This window comes from Paraburkholderia sp. (assembly GCF_036488505.1).
Taxonomy (GTDB): Bacteria; Pseudomonadota; Gammaproteobacteria; order Burkholderiales; family Burkholderiaceae; genus Paraburkholderia.
This window is the reverse complement of sequence record NZ_DASXHN010000124.1, coordinates 1-22601: the sequence shown is the minus strand read 5'-3', so window position 1 is coordinate 22601 and position 22601 is coordinate 1. Positions and strand designations below refer to the sequence as shown.

20 protein-coding genes and 3 pseudogenes are annotated in these 22601 nt (G+C 62.2%); 12 read left to right on the top strand and 11 right to left on the bottom strand.

The genetic code is table 11. From position 1 onward, the window contains the following. Window positions 1-280, top strand: a pseudogene (locus VGH68_RS07095) (aldehyde dehydrogenase (NADP(+))); the annotation flags it as partial. 161 nt (window positions 281-441) lie between these two features. On the opposite strand, the gene VGH68_RS07090 reads toward VGH68_RS07095, so the two are convergent. The 3 genes from VGH68_RS07090 to kdgD all read right to left on the bottom strand — a co-directional run bounded on the left by VGH68_RS07090 (window position 442) and on the right by kdgD (window position 3888). Next, window positions 442-1185: a FadR/GntR family transcriptional regulator gene (locus VGH68_RS07090; RefSeq protein ID WP_331602840.1), complete on the bottom strand. Its 744-nt coding sequence runs from the start codon at window positions 1183-1185 to the stop codon at window positions 442-444. A gap of 212 nt (window positions 1186-1397) precedes the next feature. Then, the gene (locus VGH68_RS07085; protein ID WP_331602839.1) at window positions 1398-2783 is read right to left on the bottom strand and encodes an MFS transporter; all 1386 of its coding nucleotides are present in this window, start codon (window positions 2781-2783) and stop codon (window positions 1398-1400) included. Window positions 2784-2970: 187 nt separating this feature from the next. Continuing rightward, a complete protein-coding gene (gene kdgD / locus VGH68_RS07080) occupies window positions 2971-3888 on the bottom strand; it encodes a 5-dehydro-4-deoxyglucarate dehydratase (RefSeq protein WP_331602838.1) in 918 nt (305 codons plus the stop codon). Between the two features lie 255 nt (window positions 3889-4143). Between kdgD and garD the strand changes: the two genes are divergently transcribed. The 7 genes from garD to VGH68_RS07045 all read left to right on the top strand — a co-directional run bounded on the left by garD (window position 4144) and on the right by VGH68_RS07045 (window position 12492). Then, window positions 4144-5733, top strand: coding sequence for a galactarate dehydratase (gene garD, locus VGH68_RS07075; RefSeq protein ID WP_331602836.1), 1590 nt, complete (start codon window positions 4144-4146; stop codon window positions 5731-5733). A 97-nt stretch (window positions 5734-5830) separates the two neighbouring features. Next, complete coding sequence (locus tag VGH68_RS07070; protein ID WP_331602835.1) at window positions 5831-6682, top strand: NAD(P)-dependent oxidoreductase; 852 nt, start codon at window positions 5831-5833, stop codon at window positions 6680-6682. Next, window positions 6679-7614: an SMP-30/gluconolactonase/LRE family protein gene (locus VGH68_RS07065; RefSeq protein WP_331602834.1), complete on the top strand. Its 936-nt coding sequence runs from the start codon at window positions 6679-6681 to the stop codon at window positions 7612-7614. Before VGH68_RS07070 ends, VGH68_RS07065 begins: the two co-directional genes overlap by 4 nt. A 593-nt stretch (window positions 7615-8207) precedes the next feature. Beyond that, window positions 8208-9200, top strand: a complete 993-nt coding sequence (locus VGH68_RS07060; RefSeq protein ID WP_331602833.1) for a TRAP transporter substrate-binding protein — start codon at window positions 8208-8210, stop codon at window positions 9198-9200. A 177-nt stretch (window positions 9201-9377) separates the two neighbouring features. Beyond that, the gene (locus tag VGH68_RS07055) at window positions 9378-9857 is read left to right on the top strand and encodes a TRAP transporter small permease (RefSeq protein ID WP_331602832.1); all 480 of its coding nucleotides are present in this window, start codon (window positions 9378-9380) and stop codon (window positions 9855-9857) included. Window positions 9858-9864: 7 nt separating this feature from the next. Next, entirely contained in the window at window positions 9865-11217 is a 1353-nt protein-coding gene (locus tag VGH68_RS07050) for a TRAP transporter large permease (RefSeq protein ID WP_331602831.1), read from the top strand. Between the two features lie 75 nt (window positions 11218-11292). Further along, window positions 11293-12492 (top strand): porin, encoded by a 1200-nt coding sequence (locus VGH68_RS07045; protein ID WP_331602830.1) that lies wholly within the window; start codon window positions 11293-11295, stop codon window positions 12490-12492. A gap of 232 nt (window positions 12493-12724) precedes the next feature. Here VGH68_RS07045 and VGH68_RS07040 read toward each other — a convergent pair whose 3' ends face one another. Further along, on the bottom strand, window positions 12725-13096 hold the full coding sequence (locus tag VGH68_RS07040; protein WP_331602829.1) for a 4-oxalocrotonate tautomerase: 372 nt from the start codon (window positions 13094-13096) through the stop codon (window positions 12725-12727). Then, the gene (locus VGH68_RS07035) at window positions 13014-13790 is read right to left on the bottom strand and encodes a class II aldolase/adducin family protein (protein ID WP_331602841.1); all 777 of its coding nucleotides are present in this window, start codon (window positions 13788-13790) and stop codon (window positions 13014-13016) included. The genes VGH68_RS07040 and VGH68_RS07035 overlap by 83 nt, the downstream gene beginning before the upstream one ends. A gap of 1654 nt (window positions 13791-15444) precedes the next feature. Here VGH68_RS07035 and VGH68_RS30070 point away from each other — a divergent pair. Beyond that, window positions 15445-15666, top strand: coding sequence for a lysozyme inhibitor LprI family protein (locus VGH68_RS30070; protein WP_414696905.1), 222 nt, complete (start codon window positions 15445-15447; stop codon window positions 15664-15666). Window positions 15667-15812: 146 nt separating this feature from the next. On the opposite strand, the gene VGH68_RS07030 is transcribed toward VGH68_RS30070, so the two are convergent. Next, window positions 15813-15971 (bottom strand): hypothetical protein, encoded by a 159-nt coding sequence (locus tag VGH68_RS07030; protein WP_331602828.1) that lies wholly within the window; start codon window positions 15969-15971, stop codon window positions 15813-15815. Between the two features lie 164 nt (window positions 15972-16135). On the opposite strand from VGH68_RS07030, the gene VGH68_RS07025 reads away from it, so the two are divergent. Then, window positions 16136-16690, top strand: coding sequence for a putative glycolipid-binding domain-containing protein (locus VGH68_RS07025; protein ID WP_331602827.1), 555 nt, complete (start codon window positions 16136-16138; stop codon window positions 16688-16690). On the opposite strand, the gene VGH68_RS07020 is transcribed toward VGH68_RS07025, so the two are convergent. The 5 genes and pseudogenes from VGH68_RS07020 to VGH68_RS07000 form a co-directional block, all read right to left on the bottom strand. Next, window positions 16687-17235 (bottom strand): N-acetyltransferase family protein, encoded by a 549-nt coding sequence (locus VGH68_RS07020; RefSeq protein ID WP_331602826.1) that lies wholly within the window; start codon window positions 17233-17235, stop codon window positions 16687-16689. The two genes, VGH68_RS07025 and VGH68_RS07020, sit on opposite strands and share 4 nt — an antisense overlap. A gap of 13 nt (window positions 17236-17248) precedes the next feature. Next, window positions 17249-18160 carry a sap1 transcriptional regulator SapR gene (sapR, locus tag VGH68_RS07015; protein ID WP_331602825.1) on the bottom strand — a complete coding sequence of 304 codons (912 nt, stop codon included), beginning with the start codon at window positions 18158-18160 and terminating at the stop codon, window positions 17249-17251. Window positions 18161-18274: 114 nt separating this feature from the next. After that, window positions 18275-19162: a DMT family transporter gene (locus VGH68_RS07010; RefSeq protein WP_331602824.1), complete on the bottom strand. Its 888-nt coding sequence runs from the start codon at window positions 19160-19162 to the stop codon at window positions 18275-18277. A gap of 66 nt (window positions 19163-19228) precedes the next feature. Beyond that, a pseudogene (locus VGH68_RS07005) lies at window positions 19229-19420 on the bottom strand (hypothetical protein); the annotation flags it as partial. Between the two features lie 87 nt (window positions 19421-19507). Continuing rightward, the gene (locus VGH68_RS07000; protein WP_331602823.1) at window positions 19508-20566 is read right to left on the bottom strand and encodes a LacI family DNA-binding transcriptional regulator; all 1059 of its coding nucleotides are present in this window, start codon (window positions 20564-20566) and stop codon (window positions 19508-19510) included. Between the two features lie 248 nt (window positions 20567-20814). On the opposite strand from VGH68_RS07000, the gene VGH68_RS06995 reads away from it, so the two are divergent. Both VGH68_RS06995 and VGH68_RS06990 read left to right on the top strand, forming a co-directional pair. After that, window positions 20815-22122, top strand: a complete 1308-nt coding sequence (locus tag VGH68_RS06995) for an MFS transporter (RefSeq protein ID WP_331602822.1) — start codon at window positions 20815-20817, stop codon at window positions 22120-22122. 55 nt (window positions 22123-22177) lie between these two features. Then, window positions 22178-22601, top strand: a pseudogene (locus VGH68_RS06990) (galactokinase); the annotation flags it as partial.

Below are 22601 nucleotides of genomic sequence, written 5' to 3'. Positions count from 1 at the left end.
CGCGAAGAAGCTGGTGACGATTCTCGAGCGCAAGGCCGGCCGGATTCTGGTCAACGGTTTCCCGACTGGCGTCGAAGTGTGTCACGCGATGGTCCACGGCGGCCCGTTCCCGGCCACCTCGGACAGCCGCGCGACTTCGGTCGGCACGACGTCGATCGACCGTTTCCTGCGCCCGGTCTGTTACCAGGATTTCCCGGCCGAACTGCTGCCGCAGACGCTGGCCGATGGCAACCCGCTCGAACTGTGGCGTCGTCGCGATGGTGAACTGACGCGTGGTTAAAGCGTGAGTGCGCGCGGACCGAAGTGACTGGTTGCGTGCTCAGGCTGATTAGCTGCGCACGCATTCGGGCACGTACGGAAAGCGCCGCGGGACATAAGCCGCGGGAATAAAAAATGGCCGGGGAATCCCGGCCATTTTTTTCGTGTGCGAGCTGCGCGCAGTCAGTGATTTGCTTCGCTTGCCTCGTTCGCGCGACGCAGCCGCTCACGGCTATTCGACAGATGCATGCGCATTGCCGCGCGCGCGCCTTCCGCGTCGTGCCGCGTAATGGCCTCGAGGATGCTTTCGTGTTCGAGATTGACGAGCGACAGATACGCATCCGGATCGGCGCGCGCAATGCCGGCCGAATCCAGCCGGTTGCGCGGAATCAGCGCGCTGCCCATCTGCGACAGGATGTCGACGAAATAACGGTTGCCGGTTGCGCGTGCGACCGAGATATGGAACTGCAGGTCGGCCTCCACGCTGTCGAGCCCGTTGTGGCGCGTGGCTTCGATCGCATCGAGCGCGATGCGCATGCGGCCGAGGTCGTCCGGTTTCGCGCGCTGCGCGGCGAGACCCGCGCATTCGGTTTCGAGGCTGATACGCAGCTCGAGGATGGACAGCACGTCGCGCAGCGTGGTGGCGGGCACCATGTCGATGCCGAGCTTTTCGCGCTGCGGCTCGAGCACGAAGCTGCCGATACCGTGCCGCGTCTCGATGACCTTGCCTGCCTGCAGACGCGAGATTGCTTCGCGGATTACCGTGCGGCTGACGCTGAGCGTGTTCATCAGCTGCGATTCGGTCGGGAGTTTGTCGCCAGGTTTCAGCGCATTGCTTGCAATCTGCTCGGTGACGTAGTTGACGACGAACTCGGCAAGATTGCGAGCGCGTCGTGGCGGGGCGGCGGATGCCAGTGGTGTAGCCATCGAAAACGCTCCCTGATCGGATGTTTGCCCGGAAACCTGCTGTTTCATTATATCGTCGTCTGATGACTGATTATATAAGCGCCAAATCATTTTCGGCGCAAATGTCACATATATCGGCGGATGCCCGCGGCGCGGCGCGGCGCGGCGCGGCCGCGAATGCGCCGCGTATGCGGGCCGCCCGCGCAACCGGAAGTACGATAACTGCGGCGGCTTCAGACGCCGCGCAACTCGACTCGCTCGATGTCCTTGACGATCACCAGGTAGCTGATCACCGTGACCAGCGCGTTGGCGCCGACGAACACCAGCGCGCCGTTGAACGAGCCGGAGCGCGCGACCAGGTAGCCGATCACGATCGGCGTCACGATGCCGGCGGCGTTGCCGAACATGTTGAAGATCGCGCCAGAGAGTCCCAGCGCCTGTTTCGGCGAGGTATCGGCGACCACCGCCCAGCCGAGCGCGCCAATGCCCTTGCCGAAGAACGCGAGCGACATCAGTGCGACGACGACCCAGTCGGTCGACACATAGTTGCAGCCGATGATGCAGGTCGACAGCAGCATTCCGCCGACGATCGGCACCTTGCGCGCGACCGTCAACGAAGAGCCGCGGCGGATCAGCCCGTCCGACAGCACCCCGCCGAGCACCCCGCCGAGAAAGCCGCAGATCGCCGGCAGCGACGCGACCAGCCCCGCATGCAGGATCGTCATCCCGCGCGCCTGCACAAGGTAGATCGGAAACCACGTCAGGAAGAAGTACGTGAGCACATTGATGCAGTACTGCGCGAGATAGACGCCGAGCAGCATGCGGTTGCTGAGCAACTGCCGCAGTAGCGCCCAGCCGCCAGTTTGCGGCGCGTCACCGGAAGCCGTCCTGCGCGCGCCGCTCACGAGGCCGCCGCCTTGCTCGATATAGTCGAGTTCGGCGCGCGACACGCGCGGGTGATCGGCCGGATTCTTCATCACCTTCAGCCACGTGAGCGCGAGCAGCAAGCCGATCACGCCCATCACGACATACACCGAATGCCAGCCGAACGCGTGCGTGAGCCATGCCATCAGCGGCGTGAACACGACCGCGGCGAAGTATTGCGCGGCGTTGAAGATCGCCGACGCGGTGCCGCGCTCGTTGGTCGGAAACCAGCTCGCGACGACCTTTGCATTGGCCGGGAACGCGGGCGATTCCGCCGCGCCCATCGCGAAGCGCAGCACGAACAGCCCGGTGACCGCGGCGCCGGCGCTGCCGAGCAGCCCGATCGAGCTTTGCAGCAGCGTGAACAGCGACCACGAGAAGATACTGGCCGCATACACGCGCCGCGCGCCGAAGCGATCGAGCAGCCAGCCGGCCGGCAGTTGCGACAGCACATAGGCCCAACTGAACGCGGAGAAGATGTAGCCCATGCGGATCGCGTCGAGGTTGAACGCCGAGCGCATCGCCGAGCCGGTGATGGACAACGTCGCGCGGTCCGCGTAATTCAGGGTGGTGATCACGAAGATCAGCAGCAGAATCGCATAGCGGACCTTGCTGCGTGCAGCCGTATTGGCGCTGTCGGTGTTATCCGCGCTATCGCTCGCGCGCGTGGAACCGGCCGTGCGGCTCATGTCCATCAGTCATCTCCTGGAGGGTCTGGCGGGAGGGTGGTCTCTACGCCGCGCGGCTCATCGGCCGCCTGCCTGTTGGGCAAAAACAGAAACGCCCGGCGACGTTGCCGTGCCGGGCGTTCGCGACGCAGCCGTCTGGGCGGCCCTCGTCGACAGGACTCGCGCTGCTCGCGCGAGCCGTAACGCCGCTCGCTTACTGCGCGCCGAGCTTCTTGATCAGCGCGTCGAGCTGTTCCATTTCGTCTGGCGTCAGATCGGTCAGCGGTGCGCGCACCGGACCCGCGTCGTGGCCGACCAGCTTCGCGCCGGCCTTGACGATGCTGACCGCGTAGCCTGCGCGGCGATTGCGGATCTTCAGGTACGGCAGGAAGAATTCGTCGAGCAGCTTGCCGACCGTCGCGTGGTCGTCGGCGGCGATCGCGCGGTAGAAGTCCATCGCGGTCTTCGGAATGAAGTTGAAGACCGCCGACGAGTACACCGGCACGCCCAGCGCCTTGTACGCGGCTGCATAGACTTCCGCGGTGGGCAGGCCGCCCAGGTACGAGAAGCGGTCGCCCATGCGGCGGCGGATCGTCACCATGTTTTCGATCTCGCCCACGCCGTCCTTGAAGCCGATCAGATTCGGGCAACGCTCGGCCAGACGCTCGAGCATGTCGGCGTTGAGTTTCGAGTTAGCGCGGTTGTAGATGATCACGCCCATGTTCGGCACGGACTTGCAGACCTCTTCCGCGTGCACCGCGATGCCTTCCACGCTCGCTTCGGTCAGGTAGTGCGGCATCAGCAGGATGCCGTGCGCGCCGAGGCGCTCGGCTTCCTTCGCATACGCGATCGCGACGCGGGTCGGGCCGCCGGCGCCAGCGAGGATCGGCACCTTGCCCTTGCAGACTTCGGTCGCGGTGCGCACGACGTTCGAGTAGTCGTCTTGCGTCAGCGAGAAGAACTCGCCCGTGCCGCCAGCGACGAACAGTGCCGAAGCGCCGTACGGAGCGAGCCATTCGAGGCGGCTGGCGTAGGTGTCGGCGCGGAAGTTGCCCTGCGCGTCGAAGTCGGTGACGGGGAAGGACAGGAGGCCTTCCGAAACGATCTGCTTGAGTTCCTGCGGTGTCGTCATGATGAATATCCAGGCGTCGGTTTGAATCGATTTGATAGGTCCGACTAGTCTTATAGTGGTCAGACTAGTAGAGATTTCTAGAATTCGGATTTCTTATACGTCATCGTACAACAACAAATTGGGTAACTCAACGGACTTTTAGCGTCATAATGTGTGTCATAGGGTAAATACGGAACGTCCGCGCGCAGATTCGCGTTGTAGGATGACGTATGATTAGCTCGCGCAACAGATTGGAAGCGCGTCAAGGATCGATCAATGGAACAAACTCCGCTCTACATTCGCGTTCACCCCAATGACAATGTCGCGATCGTCGTCAACGACGGCGGTCTGGGCGAGGGCGCGGTATTCCCGGATGGTCTCAGGCTGCGCGAGCGTGTGCCGCAAGGCCATAAGGTCGCGTTGGCCGATCTGGCCGAGGGCGACGAAGTCGTCCGCTATAACGTGGTGATCGGCTATGCGCTCAAGCCGCTGCCGAAGGGCAGCTGGATCAACGAGCACGTGATCCGGATGCCGAGCCCGCCGGGGCTCGAAGACCTGCCGGTCGCGACCATCAAAGCGCCGCAGATGCCGGCGCTCGACGGCTACACGTTCGAGGGTTACCGCAACGCGGACGGTTCGGTGGGCACCCGCAACATCCTCGCGATCACGACCACCGTGCAGTGCGTGGCCGACGTGGTTCAGCACGCGGTCACCCGCATCAAGGCCGAGTTGCTGCCGAAATACCCGAATGTCGACGATGTCGTGAGCCTCGGCCACACGTACGGCTGCGGCGTCGCGATCGACGCGCCGGACGCGATGGTGCCGATCCGCACGGTGCGCAATATCGCGCTGAATCCGAACTTCGGCGGCGAGGTGATGATGGTGAGCCTCGGCTGCGAGAAGCTTCAACCCGAGCGCCTGATGCCCCCAGGCACCATTCCGATCGCCTCCGCACTGAACCCCAGCGAGATTGCGGACATCGGCGACCTCGGCGCCGATGAGAATGGCGACGTCGTCGTGCTGCAGGACGAGTCGCACGTCGGCTTCCAGTCGATGATCGACTCGATCATGAGAATGGCCGAAGGGCACCTGAAGCGCCTGAACAACCGCCGCCGCGAAACCTGTCCGGCGTCCGACCTGGTGATCGGCGTGCAGTGCGGCGGCAGCGACGCTTTCTCGGGCCTGACCGCCAATCCGGCTGTCGGTTTCGCGACCGACCTGCTGGTGCGCGCCGGCGCGACGGTGATGTTCTCCGAAGTGACCGAAGTGCGCGACGGCGTCGATCAACTGACCGCACGCGCGGCCAACCCGGAGGTCGCGCACGCGATCATCCGCGAGATGCAGTGGTATGACGATTATCTGAAGCGCGGCGGCGCGGACCGCAGCGCGAACACGACGCCCGGCAACAAGAAGGGCGGCCTGTCGAACATCGTCGAAAAGGCGATGGGCTCGATCATCAAGTCGGGCAACTCGGCGATCTCCGGCGTGCTGTCGCCGGGCGAGAAGGTGAACCAGAAAGGCCTGATCTACGCGGCCACGCCGGCTAGCGACTTCATCTGCGGCACGCTGCAGGTGGCGTCGGGCATCACGTTGCACGTGTTCACGACCGGCCGCGGCACGCCGTACAGCCTCGCCGAAGTGCCGGTCATCAAGGTGGCGACGCGCTCGGACCTCGCGCGCCGCTGGTTCGACCTGATGGACATCAACGCAGGCACGATCGCGACCGGCCAGTCCACGATCGAGGACGTGGGCTGGGAGCTGTTCCGTCTGATGCTCGAAGTCGCGAGCGGCCGCAAACAGACCTGCGCCGAGAAGCTCAAGCTCCACAATGCGTTGGCGCTGTTCAACCCGGCGCCGGTGACCTGACCGCACGCGTAGTTCCATTAAGCCTCGAGCGAGCGCCGGCTGGTTGCGGCGCTCGCTTTTCGTTCAGTTGACCCGATCGCAATCTCACAAAAAAGACATGACCGATTCGAACCTTGACCGCTCGGCGGCAAAGAAACCCTTCCGCCGTCTGTTGTTGACCGGCGCGGCCGGCAACCTCGGCAAGCAGTTGCGCCCGGCGCTCGCCGCCTGGGCGGACATCGTGCGGGTGTCCGACATCGCGCCGCTCGGCGAAGTGGCCGCGCACGAGGAAGCCGCCGTCGTCGATCTCGCGGACCAGGCGGCGGTTCACGCGCTGCTCGAAGGCGTGGACGCCGTCGTGCATCTCGGCGGTATTTCGGTCGAAGCGCCGTTCGAAGACCTACTCGAGGCGAATATCCGCGGGCTCTACAACCTGTATTCGGCCGCGCAGAAGCATGGCGTGAAGCGGGTGATCTACGCGAGCTCGAACCATGCGGTGGGCTTCCATCCGGTGACCTCGGTGCTCGGTACCGACGCGCCGCTGCGCCCGGACGGCCTGTACGGCGTGACCAAGTGTTTCGGCGAATCGCTGTCGCGCTACTACTTCGACCGCTTCGGTCTCGAAACCGTCTGCCTGCGGATCGGCTCGTCGTTCGAGCAGCCGAAGACCGCGCGCATGCTGGTCACGTATCTGAGCTATCGCGACTTCATCGAGCTGGTGCGCTGTTCGCTGTTCACGAATCGCGTCGGCCATGCGATCGTCTACGGCGTGTCGAACAACCGCATTTCGTGGGTCGACAACACCAACGCCGCATTCCTCGGCTTCCGTCCGAAGGACAGCTCCGAGCAGTTCGAGCATCTATTCCCGCCGGGCGCGCCCGACACCCGTTACGACGACCCGACCCAGCAGTTCCAGGGCGGTCCGTTCGTGCTCGCGGGGCCGATGGAGCCGCAGCGGGAGCCGAAATGAGCGCGCCGGCGGGTCTGAAAGTCGAGCGGCTCGAAGCCGCCGGGCCGCTGCCGGCCGCGACCGGTGAAAGCCCGGTCTGGCGCGCGGCGGAACAGGCGTTGTATTGGGTCGACATCCCAGCGAAGAAGATCGTGCGCGCGCGCGTCGAAAGCGGCGAGCGCACTGAATGGCAACTGCCGGAACAGGTGGCCTGTATCGCATTCGATCGCGCGGGCGCGGTGCTCGCCGGTTGCGAGACCGGGCTGTTCGCGGTCTCGCTGGGCGAGGGGCTGGGTGCGGAGACTGGCGAAGCGCTGCAAGCGACCACGCGCAAGCTCGTGGCGCCTGAATTCCCGCGCGCCGGCATGCGTTTCAACGACGGCCGCTGTGACCGGCAAGGGCGCTTCTGGGCCGGCACGATGGTGCAGGACATGGCGGCGGCGATTGCGGACGGCGCGCTATACCGCTTCGACGAAAAAGGCGTGCTGTCGGCGCCGGTCGTCGATTCGCTGATCACGCAGAACGGCCTCGGCTGGTCGCCGGACGGCACGACGATGTATTTGTCCGACTCGCATCCGCTGCGCCGGCTGATCTGGGCGTTCGACTACGACGTCGTGACGGGCGAGCCACGCAACCGGCGCGTGTTCGCCGATCTGCACCATTACTCGGGGCGCCCCGACGGCGCCGCGGTCGACGCTGATGGCTGCTACTGGATCTGCGCGAACGACGCCGGCCTGCTGCTGCGCTTCACGCCGCAAGGCAAGCTCGACCGGCAGATCGCGCTTCCGGCAGTGAAGCCGGCGATGTGCGCATTCGGCGGAAGCCGGTTGGACACGCTGTTCGTCACGTCGATTCGCCCCGGCAGCGGTGCGAGCGAGCACGACGGTCATGTGTTTGCGCTGCGTCCCGGCGTGACCGGCTTGCTCGAGCCGGAATTCGCCGGCCAACTGTAATCACCTTTGCGCTTTTACAAACGCCGGGACGAAGCGGTTGTCCCGGCGTTTTGCTTTTTGGCACTTTCGTGCCCTTTCTTCGTCACTCGTCGTACAACATACGGTTGGAAGGGCTTGCCCGCTCTTACATTTGTCCTTAAAAAACAACATCTGACGAGACGCTTTCACCGTTGCGTCCTAGCCTCGACAGCCCCGCCCGCGCTGACGCGGCGCTCGGCCGGTCATTCGTGCCGGGGGTTTCTCGGGTGCGGGTAAATACCGTCTGTACAAGTCAAAAGCGCTTTAATAGACTTCATATGTCATCGTACAACATATAAGCCCAAACAAATGGCTTTCTGCGGGTTTAGGTTGGAGTGCGAACACGGCGGCTTTCCGGTGAGACGTTTTTCTCGGGGCCGGAAAGCTCGCCGACGTGATCGAAGTAATGAGCCGACTTGTCGGCCGGAGTGCTGGGTAACTGTGCCGGGGACGTTGCACAGCCAGTACGGCAGCGCGCAGCGACCCGCGACGGGATGAGCGCGCAGCCGGAGACGCATTAAAACCATGTCACATCCGCAATCGATGGGATGGTCTATTTCTCAAGGAATGTCACGATGAACAAGAAGTTTGCCTCTTCCCGTGTTTCGATGATCGTCGCAGCCGCGGCGCTGGCGTTCAGCACGATCTCGGCCGAAGCGCGCGTGTTTCGCTCCGCGGACGTGCACGGCGACACCTTCCCGACCAATATGGCCGTGAAGTACATGGGCGAGGAAATCAGCAAGGCGACCAACGGCAAGGATTCGATCAAGGTCTTCGGCAACAGCGCGCTCGGCTCCGAAAACGATACGGTCGATCAGATCCGCATCGGCGCACTCGACATGGCGCGAATCAACGGTGCGGCATTCAACGAGATCGTGCCGGAATCGATGATCCCGTCGCTGCCGTTCCTGTTCCGCGACATCGACCATTTCCGCAAGGTGATGTACGGCCCGGAAGGCCAGAAGATTCTCGACGCGTTCGCGGCGAAAGGCATGATCGCGCTGACGTTCTACGAGAGCGGTGCACGCTCGATGTACGCGAAGAAGGCGATCAAGTCGCCGGCTGACATGAAGGGTGTGAAGGTGCGCGTGCAGCCGTCGGACCTGATGGTCGACGAAATCAAGGCAATGGGCGGCACGCCGACCCCGATGCCGTTCGCGGAAGTCTATACGGGGCTGAAGACCGGTCTCGTCGACGGCGCGGAAAACAACCTGCCGTCGTACGAAGAGACCAAGCACTATGAAGTCGCAACCGTCTACTCGGAAACCCAGCATTCGATGACGCCGGAAGTGGTGGTGTTTTCGAAGAAGGTATGGGACACGCTGAGCCCGCAAGAGCAACAGATCATCAAGAAGGCGGCGGCCGACTCGGTGCCTTACTACGAGAAGCTGTGGACCGCGCGTGAAGCCGAAGCACAGCAGACGGTCACCAAGGGCGGCGCGACGATCGTTCCGGCCGCGCAGATCGACCGCGCGGCTTTCGTGAAGGCGATGCAGCCGGTGTGGGCGAAGTACGAAAAGACCCCGCAGATGAAGCAGATCGTCGACGAAATCCAGGCAATCAAGTAAGTCACGCGTCCCGACGCAATCAGTATCTGCACATTGGTGGCAGCAGCGGCGTGAATGGTCCCGTGGGTGATCCCACGGGCTGTTGCGCCGCGTCGTGTCGCGTGCGTGCGCGATTGCATGCGGCGGAGGTCGTTGTGTGGATTAAAGACAGGTCGGTCGTAAGCAAGGACGGGGTCAATGAGTTTCCTGAAACGCCCAAATGATTTTCTCTTTCGCGCGCTGCTGGTGGTGGCATCGTTAAGTCTTGCCATCCTCTGCCTGCTCGTGATCTATAGCGTCGTGATGCGCTATGTATTCAACGACGCGCCGGATTTCGTCGAACCCATCGCGTTGCTGCTGGTGATCGCGATCGCCATGTTTGGCGCGGCGCTCAAGGTGCGCGAGGGTGGCCATATCGGGCTCGACTCGTTCGTGAAGAAGTTGCCGCCGAAAGGCCAGGTCGCCGTGACGGCAATTCAACATATCTGCCTGACCGCTTTCGCGGTAGCCGTTTTCGTCGGCTGTTTCGAGATGGCGCAAACCACGATGAACGATCGTATTCCGATCATTGGTGTGCCAGAAGGGCTGCGCTATTGCATTCCGCTCGTCGCGAGCATCTGCATCGCGTTGTTCTCGATCGAGCATCTGCTGGCGCTCTTCGCCAGCAAACAAAAGTAGAACAATCATGGAACTTGCCCTTCTTACCGTCAGTTTTCTTGTCTTCCTCTTCTTAGGGGTTCCCGTTTCGTTCTCGTTGGGACTGTCCTGCGTTCTGACGTATCTGTACGAAGGTCTGCCGACAGCCACCGCGATGCAGGCGATGATCTCGGGGATGAACGGCTTTTCGTTCCTCGCGGTCCCGTTCTTCATTTTCTCTGGCGAGCTGATGCTCCACGGCGGTATCGCCGACCGCATTCTGCGTTTCGCGCAGGCAACGGTGGGCCATTTCCGCGGTGGCCTGGGCATGGCCAACGTGGTCGCCTGTACGCTGTTCGGCGGCGTGTCGGGCTCGCCGACCGCGGATACGTCGGCAATGGGCGGCGTGGTCATCCCGTTGATGAAGCGCGAAGGCTATAGCGCGGCCTACGCGGTCAACGTGACGACCCACTCGTCGCTCGCGGGTGCGCTAATGCCGACATCGACCAACATGATCATCTACGCGTTTGCCGCGCAAGGCGTGAGCGGCGTGCTGCACGGTATGCCGATGAGCGGCGTGTCGATCGGCGATCTGTTGTTTTCCGGTCTGCTGCCGGTGCTGTGGGTGATGGGTTTCGTGCTGATCGCCGCTTACTGGCAAGCGGTCAAGTATGGCTATCCGCGCCGCGCGGACGGTTCGACCGGGGTGCAGAAATTCCCCGGCTGGATGGCGGTGCTACGCGCGTTCATCGGCGCGGTGCCGGGGCTGATGGTGATCGCGATCATTCTGTTCTGCGTGGCGCGCGGTATTGCCACCGCGACGGAAGCCGCGGCCATCGCGGTGGGCTACTCGCTGGTCCTCACCATCGTCGTATACCGCTCGATGACGCTGAACAAGCTCGGCCATGCGCTCGGCAAGGCCGCCAAGACCACCGGCGTGGTGCTGCTGCTGATCGGCGTGTCGAACATGCTGCGCTTCCAGATGGCGTACCTGGAGATTCCGGATGCGATCGAACGCATGCTCGACGGCGCGACCAGTCTGCCGTGGCTGATGCTGCTGTACATCAACGTGATTCAGGTTTTCCTCGGTACGTTCGTCGACATGGCGGCGCACATCCTGATCACGACCCCGCTGTTCCTGCCGATGGCGATGCACAACGGCGTGGGTCCGGTGCAGTTCGGCATCATGATCCTGTTGAACTGCGCATTGGGCCTCGTGCATCCGCCGATCGGTTCGGTGCAATTCATCGGCTGCGCAATTGGCAATGTGTCGATTGGTGAAACTACCAAGGTGGCGTGGCCGTATTACCTCGCTATCTTTTCGGCGATCAATATCGTCACCTACATGCCGTGGTTCTCGACCTGGTTGCCAAGCGTGATTAACGGTCACCCGGTGTTCTGATCAAAAAAACATCTTCCACACTCAGCGGCGCTTGCAACGGCCGCGCATTAGAAAGTTTTTAACAGAGGAGTAAAAATGAAAAAGGCACTCGTTACTTCGGCCTTGGGGTTGGTCGCTCTGGGCGCGCATGCACAAAGCAGCGTGACGTTGTACGGTATCGTCGATACTGGGTTTGGTTATCAAAGCAGCTCGGCGGCACTGGGCTCGAACTCGGGTGGCCACTCGCAAGTCAAGATGATCAACGGCATTTGGGCGGGTAGCCGTTTCGGCCTTAAGGGCTCGGAAGATCTGGGTGGCGGCACGAAGGCGATCTTCCAGTTGGAGCAGGGCTTCAACAGCGCAACCGGCGCGCAAAGCGTGTCCGGTCTGGCGTTCAACCGTCAGGCATGGGTCGGTATGACGAATGCGTCGTTCGGTACCCTGACGGCTGGCCGTCAGTACACCTCGTACTACACGCTGCTGTCGCCGTACAGCCCGACCACGTGGCTGACCGGCGCATACGGCGCGCACCCGGGTGATATCGACTCGCTGGATACGCTGTACCGCGCGAACAACTCGCTGGTCTACACGTCGCCGAACTTCCACGGCCTGACGGTCAGCGGCTCGTACTCGCTGGGCGGCACGCCGGGCAGCTTCAGCGCAGGCCAAACCTGGAGCGCGGCAGCACAGTACATCGCCGGCCCGATCGGTATCGCAGCAGGTATCCAGCGCATCGACAACGGCAACACGAGCGGCGGCGCATGGGGCGCGAACTCGACGATGTCGAACAACGGCGCGCAAGCCGGGGTGTCGGCTATCAACAACGGTTTCCAGTCGGCGGCGAAGCAGCAGCGCGTTGCAGTGACCGGCGGCTACGCGTTCAACTCGGCATGGGATATTTCGTTCGCGTACTCGAACGTGCAGTACGCGGCAGGCACCGCGTCGCTGTTCCGCGGCACGCAGATCTGGAACACCGGCGGCGCAGTGCTGCACTGGAAGCCGACCTCGGTGCTGGACCTGGCCGCTGGCTATAGCTACACCCGTGCCACGTCGTCGAATGGCATCCAGAACACGGCCAGCTACAACCAGTTCAACCTCTCGCAGTACTACACGCTGTCCAAGCGTACCGGCTTGTACGCGCTGGAAGCCTATCAGCGCGCTGGTGGCCAGACGCTGGGCACGAACGGCAAGTCCATCATCAACGCAACGGCAGACATCGGCGACGGCCAGAACAGCGCTCCGTCGTCGTCGCGCAGCATGGTGGGTGTCGGCGTGGGCATCATCCACAAGTTCTAAGTACTTAGGTAGAACGGGCGGCAAGTTGTTTGCCGCCACGGCAACGCGTTGAAATACGCGTCGCCATTCATATGAGCTGCGTGCGTCAAGCACGCGGCTCTTTTTTCGGCGATCGATTGCCATTGCGCAAGGGTGAACACCGATCGCCGAGACTTCCGTCGCTGTTGCATCAATGCGACAGCGAGGTCATCTCAATGCGATGCATCGCACGATGCAATCGCCGTCGCGCCGTTTACGCCTCCGACCACAAACGGCCACCCGTTGCCCAGTTTTCGCGTCTCACATCGGTGAGAATGATATCGACCGAGTTCGGTTCGACGCCGAGTGATTCGCAGGTCGCCTTGGTGATCGCTTCAACGAATTCGCGTTTCTGTTCCAGCGTGCGGCCTTCGAAGAGTTCGATTCGAAACGTGGGCATGACATGACTCCGTGGTGAGAAATGGTTGAGCGCTGAGTAGAGCGGATCGCCGCGGCTTGACGATTTGATGGCAAGCCCAATCGCAACTGCGCATGTGTTCAGTTCAGTCGCGATAGCCGCGGTCGGACCGGTCGAGCTTGCGTAGCAGCGCCGGCCATTCGAACGCGCCTTCGATCGCGCCACCATCGTAGAGTTGTTCGGCGGTGCGTGTGGCGATCGTGTCGTTCGGCACCACCAGTGGCGCGCCGCAAGCTTGCGCCTGCAACTGGATCTCGCAGGCCTTCACCAGTGTCGCCATGAGTACATAGGCTTCGGCGATCGTGCGGCCGACCGTCAGCGTGCCGTGATTGCGCAACAGCATCGCGGGATTGCCGCCGAGATGGGCGACGAGGCGTTCGGCTTCCGCAGGCGTAAACGCGAGACCTTCATAGTCGTGGTACGCAAGCTGCCCATAAAAGCGCAGCGCGTGCTGCGACGCGGGCAACAGACCCGCCGGCTGCGCGGACACCGCGACACCGGCGGTGTTATGCAGATGCATCACGCAGATCGCGTCGGCGCGCGCGGCATGCACGGCTGCGTGCAGCGCGAAGCCGGTCGCGTTCACCGGATGCTCACTGGCGCCGACGATATTGCCCGCGATATCGATCTTCACGAGATTCGACGCGCGCACCTCATCGAACGCGAGGCCGAACGGATTGATCAGGAAGTGGCCCGGTTCGCCCGGCACGCTGGCCGATATATGCGTGTAGATCAGATCGTCCCAGCCGTTGAGCGCGGCAAGCCGATAGGCGGCGGCGAGATCGATGCGGGTTTGCTGTTCCGCTTCTGACAGCGGACCGGATGCGGCGATATGGCCGGCGGGGGAATGCGCAAACGACATGTTCATCTCCGATGTGAAGCACGATTTAGCGCGATAAACGTGAATAGCGTTTGCGATCGTACCGCACGAGAGTCTGCGCGTGGTGGCGCGTTGCGCGGCATTCGCCGGTGCGATTGGCTCGTCTTCGATACGGCGTTGGAGCCATTGAATGGTCCACGCCGCGAGTACGAACGAGGCGGTCAGTGCGGGAACACAGAACTGCGCGGGCGCCGCTTGCAGCAGCACCGTGATCGCGATGCCTCCCAGCGTCGGCATCGAGCCGAAGTCCGCCAGCGCGAGTGCGGCGAGCCGACCCGCAACAAGCAGCTGAAAATGAGATGAGCTGAACTATCGTCAAGATTTGTCACAACGGCTCTATCCCAAATTAAAGCTGTTGACACCGTGCCCCGTCTAGATGGTTAATTCGTTGGATGTCGTCCGGTACTTAAGAGGAGATCGAGTGGAGCAACAGAAACAGAAAAGCATTGGGGAGAACGACGAGTGCCTGCTTTGCCGCGTGACGTAATCCATATTTTCCAACTTCCCGCCAATGCCGTCCGCAATGGCGCTGAACGTCGAGACCAACGAATTCTTTCCACAGAATTTGCTTCTGTCGTACTCAAGTGGGTACCAAATGGCCGACTACAGTCCCAAGGCGCAGAGACACCTACATAAGAAATACCCCGCGATATACCCCAGCGTTCCGAGCTTTCTGACGCCTGAGGTAATCGAAGTGCCAAACCCGCCAGGAGTTTCGGATGAAGACTTCAAATTTTATAAAAACGTGCGTTAGTGCGTTATTGCTTTTGGTGGCATCGGCGAGCAATGCGCTTCCACTATTGCCATATGGACCGGACGGCCCCATCAATGAGGTCTATCGGGGACCCGGTGGGTGGGCGTTATCTGTGCAATGCAAACACAACGGTGCGCCTGATGACTGCGTTATCTCGGCCACAAAGGACGGGCGCGTAACTAAGGTCATCAGCAAGACATCCGTGTTGCCAGGTGTTCAATGGTACTCAGACATTGCGATGATGCGATTTCGGTGCGGCTCTGGTTGTCGCCGTGATTTGTTCTTTAGTCCACCAGACAAGATAGACGGGCACGAGCTAGTTGCGCAGGACGCCATCAACACTAAGCGGCGCCTGGTTGTTAGTGTTGCATCGAACCCACTCAGGGTGTTTAAGCTCTTCGGAGGTAAAGAGCCCGTCGCAACGCTGCGCCTCGCAACTTTGCACACGCAACCGGACCTTGAATCAGTTCGTTGGGAACGTAACCGCCTCGATGTTTGGTATAGGGACGATACGGGCAAACTCAAGCGAGCATCGGTGGAGATCCCGGCGAGTAGGTAACGTCTCCCCCTGCAGTGTTAAAGCGCCGAAAATGTGAAGCAAATCTCTTACAACCGGGGCTATGATGCGAGTCGCTGATATTTCCTTTCTCCTCTTTGCGGCATCTTCGCCGGCATTTTCGTCAAGCTCAATCTATGGGTCTGTATTCGACTACACGAAAGCCACGCCGCTAGTCAATACTTCGTCGGCAAGGATCAAGATGAGGTTCAGCGATTTTGCAAGAATGATGCCGTAGCGACCATGGACGTTTCGGCTTGCGCTCAGTGCGATTTCGAGCGCGTCGCACAGACGCTCGAAAAGAACTATCTTCAATACAGCGAATCATGGCCGACGGCCACAAAGAGCATCGGGCGAATGGCGAGCCCCGAGCACTTCCGTATTTTAAAAGAGGACAGGAGAACTGGAAGCGCTATCGCGACGATGAATGCTATGCCAACGTGTATGAAGTCGGACAGGCATGGTTGCGATTCGTTGAATTCTGGGAGCGCATGACCAGAATCACAAAAAATCGACTTGATGAACTAACCACGCGGATTAATGAATAGGCCTGTTAGAAAAAGTGCTAATCAGAAATGAGTACAACTGCGCTCGGCGGGGCTGCCAATCTAGCGTGGAAAAGAATCGCGTGTCGTGTGCCGTGCATCACGCGACAATCCGGCGCGATCACCAATGGCAATCCGGCATGTCTAGGTCATGCGGTGAGCGGGCAGACGCCGGTGAAAGCGTTCGGTTGCAGCACGACCTGGCCGAGGCGGCGCAGCAGCGTACGAAAAGGCGCACTGGGTGAGGTACTAAGCGGATTGCGTTGCGCATCGGTCACGGTGACGGCATCAGTCGGATTCTGATTCATGGACGCCGGCGAGCCTAGTCCAACGACGCCGCACGAGACAGCGCCGCGCGTCGATAGTGGCTATTTCTCGTCTGTGTGCGCCTGGGTCGAGAGCGCTGCGCCCACGCGCATTCGCGCTACGATAAGCGCACCGGCGCGCCGCGCCGTTTCGCGAGGAGCAGCCGATGCGGGAACTACGATGGGCCTCGGAGGAGGGTGACGGCATCGAACATCTACGCTTCGATGCGCACGACGACGGCTTCGCGGTCGAGAGCGTCGTCGTCGGGCAGCGCTACGGCCACGCGTACGGATTGCATTACACAGTGCGCTGCGACGCGCAATGGCGCACCCGCCATGCGTGGCTGAAGATCGTCGGCGGCGGCGAGCTGGAGTTGCGTGGCGATGGCACCGGCCGTTGGCGCGACGGTCACGGTCTCGCGCTGAGTGCGCTCGAAGGCTGTATCGACATCGACATCGCGGCGACGCCGTTCACCAACACGTTGCCGACCCGCCGGCTGCAACTGGCCGAAGGCGAGCGTCGGCCGATCGTGGTCGCGTATATCTCGACACCCGATCTGCAGGTCACGCGTGCCGAGCAAGCGTACACGTGCCTCGAGTTGAATCGCGAGTACCGCTACGAAGGTATCTTCCGCGAGTTCACCGCGGATATGAAGGTCGACAGCGACGGCCTCGTGATCGACTATCCGACGTTGTTTACACGCTTGCCGCGCGCGGGTTAGGCACCGTCGCCGGGCGGGCTGGACGCGCCGCGCCCGAGCGTGCGCTGCATCAGCGTCGTATCGAGCCAGCGGCCATGCTTGTAGCCGACCGCTTTGAGCGTGCCGGTCAGCTCGAAGCCCAGCTGGCTATGCAACGACAGCGAACCGCCTTGGCCGCCATCGGCGATCACCGCGATCATCTGTCGCCACGGACCGCTTTCGCAGCGCTCGATCAGCGCCTGCAGCAGCACGCGTCCGACGCCGCGTCCGCGATACGCGTCGCTCACATAGATCGAATCTTCGATCGTATGGCGATAGGCCGCCCGCGGGCGATACGGCGTCGCGTAGCAATAGCCGGCGACCACGCCGTCGATCTGCGCGACCAGATACGGCAAGCCATGGCCGCGCACCGCCGCGAGCCGCGCGCGCAAATCGTCGACGGAGGGTGGGGCTTCTTCGAACGACGCGACGCCGGTCAGTACGTGGTGTGAGTAGATTGCCTGGATCGCGGGTAGATCGGCTTCGCTGGCGTCGCGGATGTGCGGTGAGTTGGGCGTCGGGGCCATCGGTAGTGTGAGGTCAAAGGTCGAACTGATCGAATTCGCTCTGCAACTCGCGGTTGCGCGCCACGCGGCCGTCGATAGCCGGCCCGAGCCGTTCGACGACCGCCGAGATCAGCAGATTGAACAGGCATGTGAGCGGCGCGAGCGAATCCCAGAATTGCCCGACATCGGTCTTGACCTGCAGCAGATCGCCGTCAAGATCGCGTGCCCACGAGCAATAGATATCGGTGACGAACGCGAACGGCAGGCCGCGGCGCGACGCGGCTTCGCAATAGCGGCGCGCGATCGCGGAGTACGCGCGCGTGTCGGTGACGAGCAGGTACGGCGCGTCGAATTCGGAGTTCAGCGAGTCGACGTAGGAGCCCGACATGCCGTCGGAATAGAACACGCGCGGGCGGATGTATTCGAGGTAGCTGTAGAACGCGTTGCTGATGCCGCGCGTCGATTGAATGCCGAGGATGTAGATCGCGTCGGCGTTGGCGATGCGCTCGGCAACACGGGCGAACACCGGCGAGCGCGCGAGTTCGTACACATGCTGAATCGCGCCGATCTCGAGTTCGAGGGACTGCGCGAGCGCGCCGTCGCGACGCGATGAAAGCGCAGTGCCGGCGGCGCGCGGCGCGGACTCGCTGGGCTGGACCGCCTGATCCGCGCCCCGGCGGAACGCGTCGAGCCGGTCGGTGATCAGCCACGGCCGCTCCTGGGTGCCGCGTAATTCGCGCTTCAGGTCGTCGAGGTTCTGGTAGCCGATGCTGCGCAGGAAGCGGCCTACCGAAATGCCGCTCGTGCCGGCTTGCTGTGCGATCTGGTCGGCGGTTTCAAGACCGAGCCGGTCGAGATTGGCCAGCATGTAGCTGGCCACGCGTTTCGAGGCCGGCGTGAGTTCGGCAAAGCGGGCTTCGACGGTTTGGGCAAAAGCGGTCGGCATCGTAGGTCGTGGTGCTGAGCGGTGGTTGAGCGATCACGGGAATGATGGCATAGGGACGCCCGGATGCCCGATTCCATCCCGAAAAGACCATCGCGCGCACCCGGCCGGCGTGGGTCAGACGGCCGGCCGCGCCGGTGCCGCGCGTGAGAAGCGCCGGGCGCCCGCCACGCATGCGACCACGACGACGGTGACGATGATCATGGACGGCGGCACCTGTTCGTGCAGCAGCAGGCCGGCCAGCAGCAGGCCAAAAAACGGCTGCAGCAGTTGCAGTTGCCCGACTGCCGCGATGCCGCCGAGCGCAAGCCCCCGATACCAGAACACGAAGCCGATCAGCATGCTGAACAGCGACACATACGCAAGACCCCACAGCGCCGCGGCGCCGACGCCTTCGAAGGACGCCGGCCGCGTCCACCATGCGAGCGGCAGCATCAGCGGCAGCGACAGCACCAGCGCCCATGAAATCACCTGCCAGCCGCCGAGATCGCGCGATAGCCGCGCGCCTTCCGCATAGCCGAGCCCGCATACGACGATCGCGGCGAGCATCAGCGCATCGCCGAGCGGCGACGCATCGACGCCGTGACGCAGCGCGAACGCGGCCACTGCGGTGCTACCGAATGCCGAGAACAGCCAGAACGCCGGTTGTGGCCGCTCGCCGCCGCGCAGCACGCCGAAGATCGCGGTTGAGAGCGGCAGAAGACCGATGAATACGATGGCGTGCGCAGCGCTCACGTGACGCAATGCCAGCGCGGTCAGCAGCGGAAAGCCGACCACCACGCCGAGCGCGACCACCACGAGTGGCAGCAGATCGCGACGCGCGGGCCGTGCCTCGCGGAACACGAGCAACAGCAGCAGGCCGAGGACTCCTGCGATTGTTGCGCGCGCGACGGTCAGAAACACCGGATCGAGCCCTTGCACGGCTAGCCGCGTCGCCGGCAGCGAGCCGCTGAAGATCAGAACGCCGGCAAAGCCGCTGAGCCAGCCGCTGGTTGTCTTGTCCATGAAAGAGTCCATCCCGGTCAAAGAAGCTGATGATGCCCCCCGCTGCCGGAAACTGTCAGCTACAGATCAGTCGAATTCGTACAGACTGTACCGAACATCGAGCGGTACAGATGGCGAACAGCGATCGTCGCGGGTCGTGGGAACCTGCGACCAAAACAAAACAAAAATGCCGTTCAGTTGCTCTGCTTCGTCGCGCGCAATGACCTTCGGCAGATGCGCGCGCAGCAATTCGACCCACGTGCGCGTCTCTGCATCGATAGGTGGACAAGACTGGTTCAAGGTTGACGAGAGCCAGCTTGCCTGCGAAAGCGGGGCGCCTGCGAGCACACTCAGCTCACGTGCGCGCTACGTGCGCGCGAGTGCTGGCGGTTTCGTGCCGACGAAGCCGCAACTCGGCCGCGGCTCGAACCATGTCGGTAGCGTCACTGTTTCGGGCTCGCCCGGCGCTTCGATATGCGCAAGCAGGATCTGCGCGGCCCGTGCGCCGAGCAGCGACGCGTCGCGCATCACCGTTGCAATGGCAGGCTGGTGGTATCGGGATAGCGGAACGTCGTCACAACTGACCAGCGAGAGGTCGGTGCCAAGCCGGATGCCGCGCTCATGCACCACCTCGAGCGCGCCTTCAAGCAATTGATTGCCGCCCAGTACGATGGCGCTTGGTGGCTTTTTTGCCGCAAGCATGTCTTCCAATGCCGCCTTCCCATGTTCCGGCGACAGCGTGCCGGGGTGGACGATCATGTCGCGCTTGACGCCGGACGTGTCGAAACCCGATTCCATCGCGCGGATTCTCTCTCGTGTCGGGCGCACGTCACGACCCACCACGAGGCCGATACGCCGGTGTCCGCTCGCCAGCAGATGGCGCGTGGCGTCGCCGACACCCTGAAAATGATCGGACAGCACGTAATGCGCCGGAATGTCCGCAGGCAACTGGCGGTCGATCAGCGCGATGGGGGCTTGCGTGTTGCGCAACGCCGCGAGCGTCGCGGGATCGTCTTCCAGTGCGGGCAGCACGATGAGCCCATCCACCTGCCGTTGCAGCAGCAATTCGATACGCTCGGCGTCGACGCTCGCGACGCCGGCAGAATTGGTCAGCAGCACGGAGAAGCCGGCTACGCTCAGCACGCTTTCCGCTCCACCCACGATCGATGCGATCAGCGGGTTGGTGATGTCAGATCCCACAAAACCGATCGAGCGGGTCGCTTTTCTGCGCAATCCCTGCGCCAATGCGTTCGGTGTGTAGCCGAGCGTACGCGCCGCGTCCAGCACGCGCTGCGTCAGTTGCGGACTCGATCCTGGCTGCCCGGACAGCACACGCGACACCGACGCGATGCCCACGCCGGCCAATGCCGCCACCGCCTTGATTCCCGGCCTCGCTTTCGGGTCGCCCGGCATGTTGTCACTCATCGATTCTTCTCCACTTGACGGGACAGTTTACAACGATTATTGTCCGGAAACGTTTCCGGGAAACGTTTCCAAGCAGCGAAAACCGGGACTGACGAAGGCGGAGCCGCAAGCTACTGGCAAAGCGGCATCCATCATGGAGCGAGACGGCACGCGGCGCTCAGACGTCGCGGGCGCACATAAAGAGGTGATACGTGGAAAGCGCTGCACGTATGACGCCGGAAATCCGGCGGGCAGTTCGCAATGCGACTTTGAGCGCGATTGTGGGCACGGCGATGGAGTGGTACGACTACTACCTGTACGCCACGGCCGCCGCGACCCTCTTCAATCATCTGTTTTTCCCTTCTTACGATCATCTCACCGGCACATTGCTCGCGTACGCCAGCTTTGCGATTGGTTTCATCGTGCGTCCCGCGGGCAGTGTCATCTTCGGGCGTCTGGGCGATCGCATCGGACGTAAGGCCGTGCTGATCATCACGCTGTTGCTGATGGGCGGGTCGACCACCCTGATGGGATTGCTGCCGACGTATGCCGCCGTCGGCGTATGGGCGCCGGTACTGCTGTGCGTGCTGCGCGCGGCCCAAGGGCTAGGATCAGGCGCGGAATACGCGGGTGCCGTGCTGATGGTGATCGAATACGCGCCGGCCAAGCGGCGCGGCTTGTACGGCTCCTTGCCTTACACCGGTGTCGCGCTCGGGCTGCTGATGTCGCTGGCTACTTTCCACATCTCGTCGTCGATGTCGAAAGACAGCTTCGAGGCCTGGGGCTGGCGCATACCGTTTCTTCTCAGCGCGGTGGTGGTTGCGCTCGGTTTGCTGCTGCGTAGTCGGCTCAAGGAAACCCCGGTATTCGAGGAGTTGCGCCGCAAAAAGGCCGTGGTACGCGCGCCCATCACCGAGCTGCTGCAAACCTCGTTGCGACCGATGCTTTGCGCGTGGGGAGCGCGTCTCGGCGACAACTCGCTTGCGTATATCTACGAATCGTTCGTGATCGTGTACGTGACACAACAACTGCACATGTCGCGCGACACGATCGTGACCGCGCTGATGTGGAGTACCGCACTGCAGTTCATCACCGTCCCGCTGTTCGGCTGGGTGTCGGACATCATCGGCAGAAAGCCGGTGTACATAGCGGGAGCACTGATTTCAGGCATCGCGATCTTCCCGTTCTTCGCGATGCTTCAGACGGGACAACTCGTGTGGATCTACACGGGACTGTTCCTTGTCTCGTCGATTGCCAAAACGATGATGACCTCCGCGCAGAGCCCCTGGCTGGCAGAGATGTTTCCGTCACGGGTCCGCTACACAGGCTTCTCGCTTGCCCGTGAGGTCACTTCGCCGATCTCTGGCGGCATCGCGCCGATGATCGCTGTCGCACTCCTCGCGGTTGCAGGCGGATCACCGCACCTGGTGGCATGGTACGTGGTCGTGCTGGGTGTGATTACCGCGGTGTCGGTGATGCTGGGACCTGAAACGCGAGGCCGCACGCTTGACGATCCCGTAATTGAGAAAAGAATGGAATCGGGTCCACCCGTTGCCGTTTCACACGACGCGCGTTGAACGAGCGCCTGTGCCGTCTTTCAGTGATGTCATGGTATTGAATACAGGAGTAGCAATGAAGATCACCAAGGTTGAACCGCTGCACGTTGGCCAGTTCATGTTCGTGCGCATCGATACGGACGAAGGCATCACAGGCTATGGCGAGGCCGGCATCTGGGGGCATATTGAAGCGGCGGGGACCGCGATCCAGCGCTTTGCCGAATATCTCGTTGGCAAGCGGGCGTTCGACATCGAGCATCATTGGAATGTGATGCATCGCTTCAGCTATTTTCAGGGGCTGGCGATCAATGCGGCAATCTCGGCGATCGACATCGCGCTGTGGGACATCAAGGGTAGGGCGCTCAACGTGCCGATTTATGAACTGCTTGGTGGCCCTGCGCGAAAAAAAGCCCGCATTTACGGCCACATATACGAAAGCACCATCGACAAAGTACTGGAAGAATGCCAGCGCAAAATGGAAGCGGGGTTCAACGCATTTG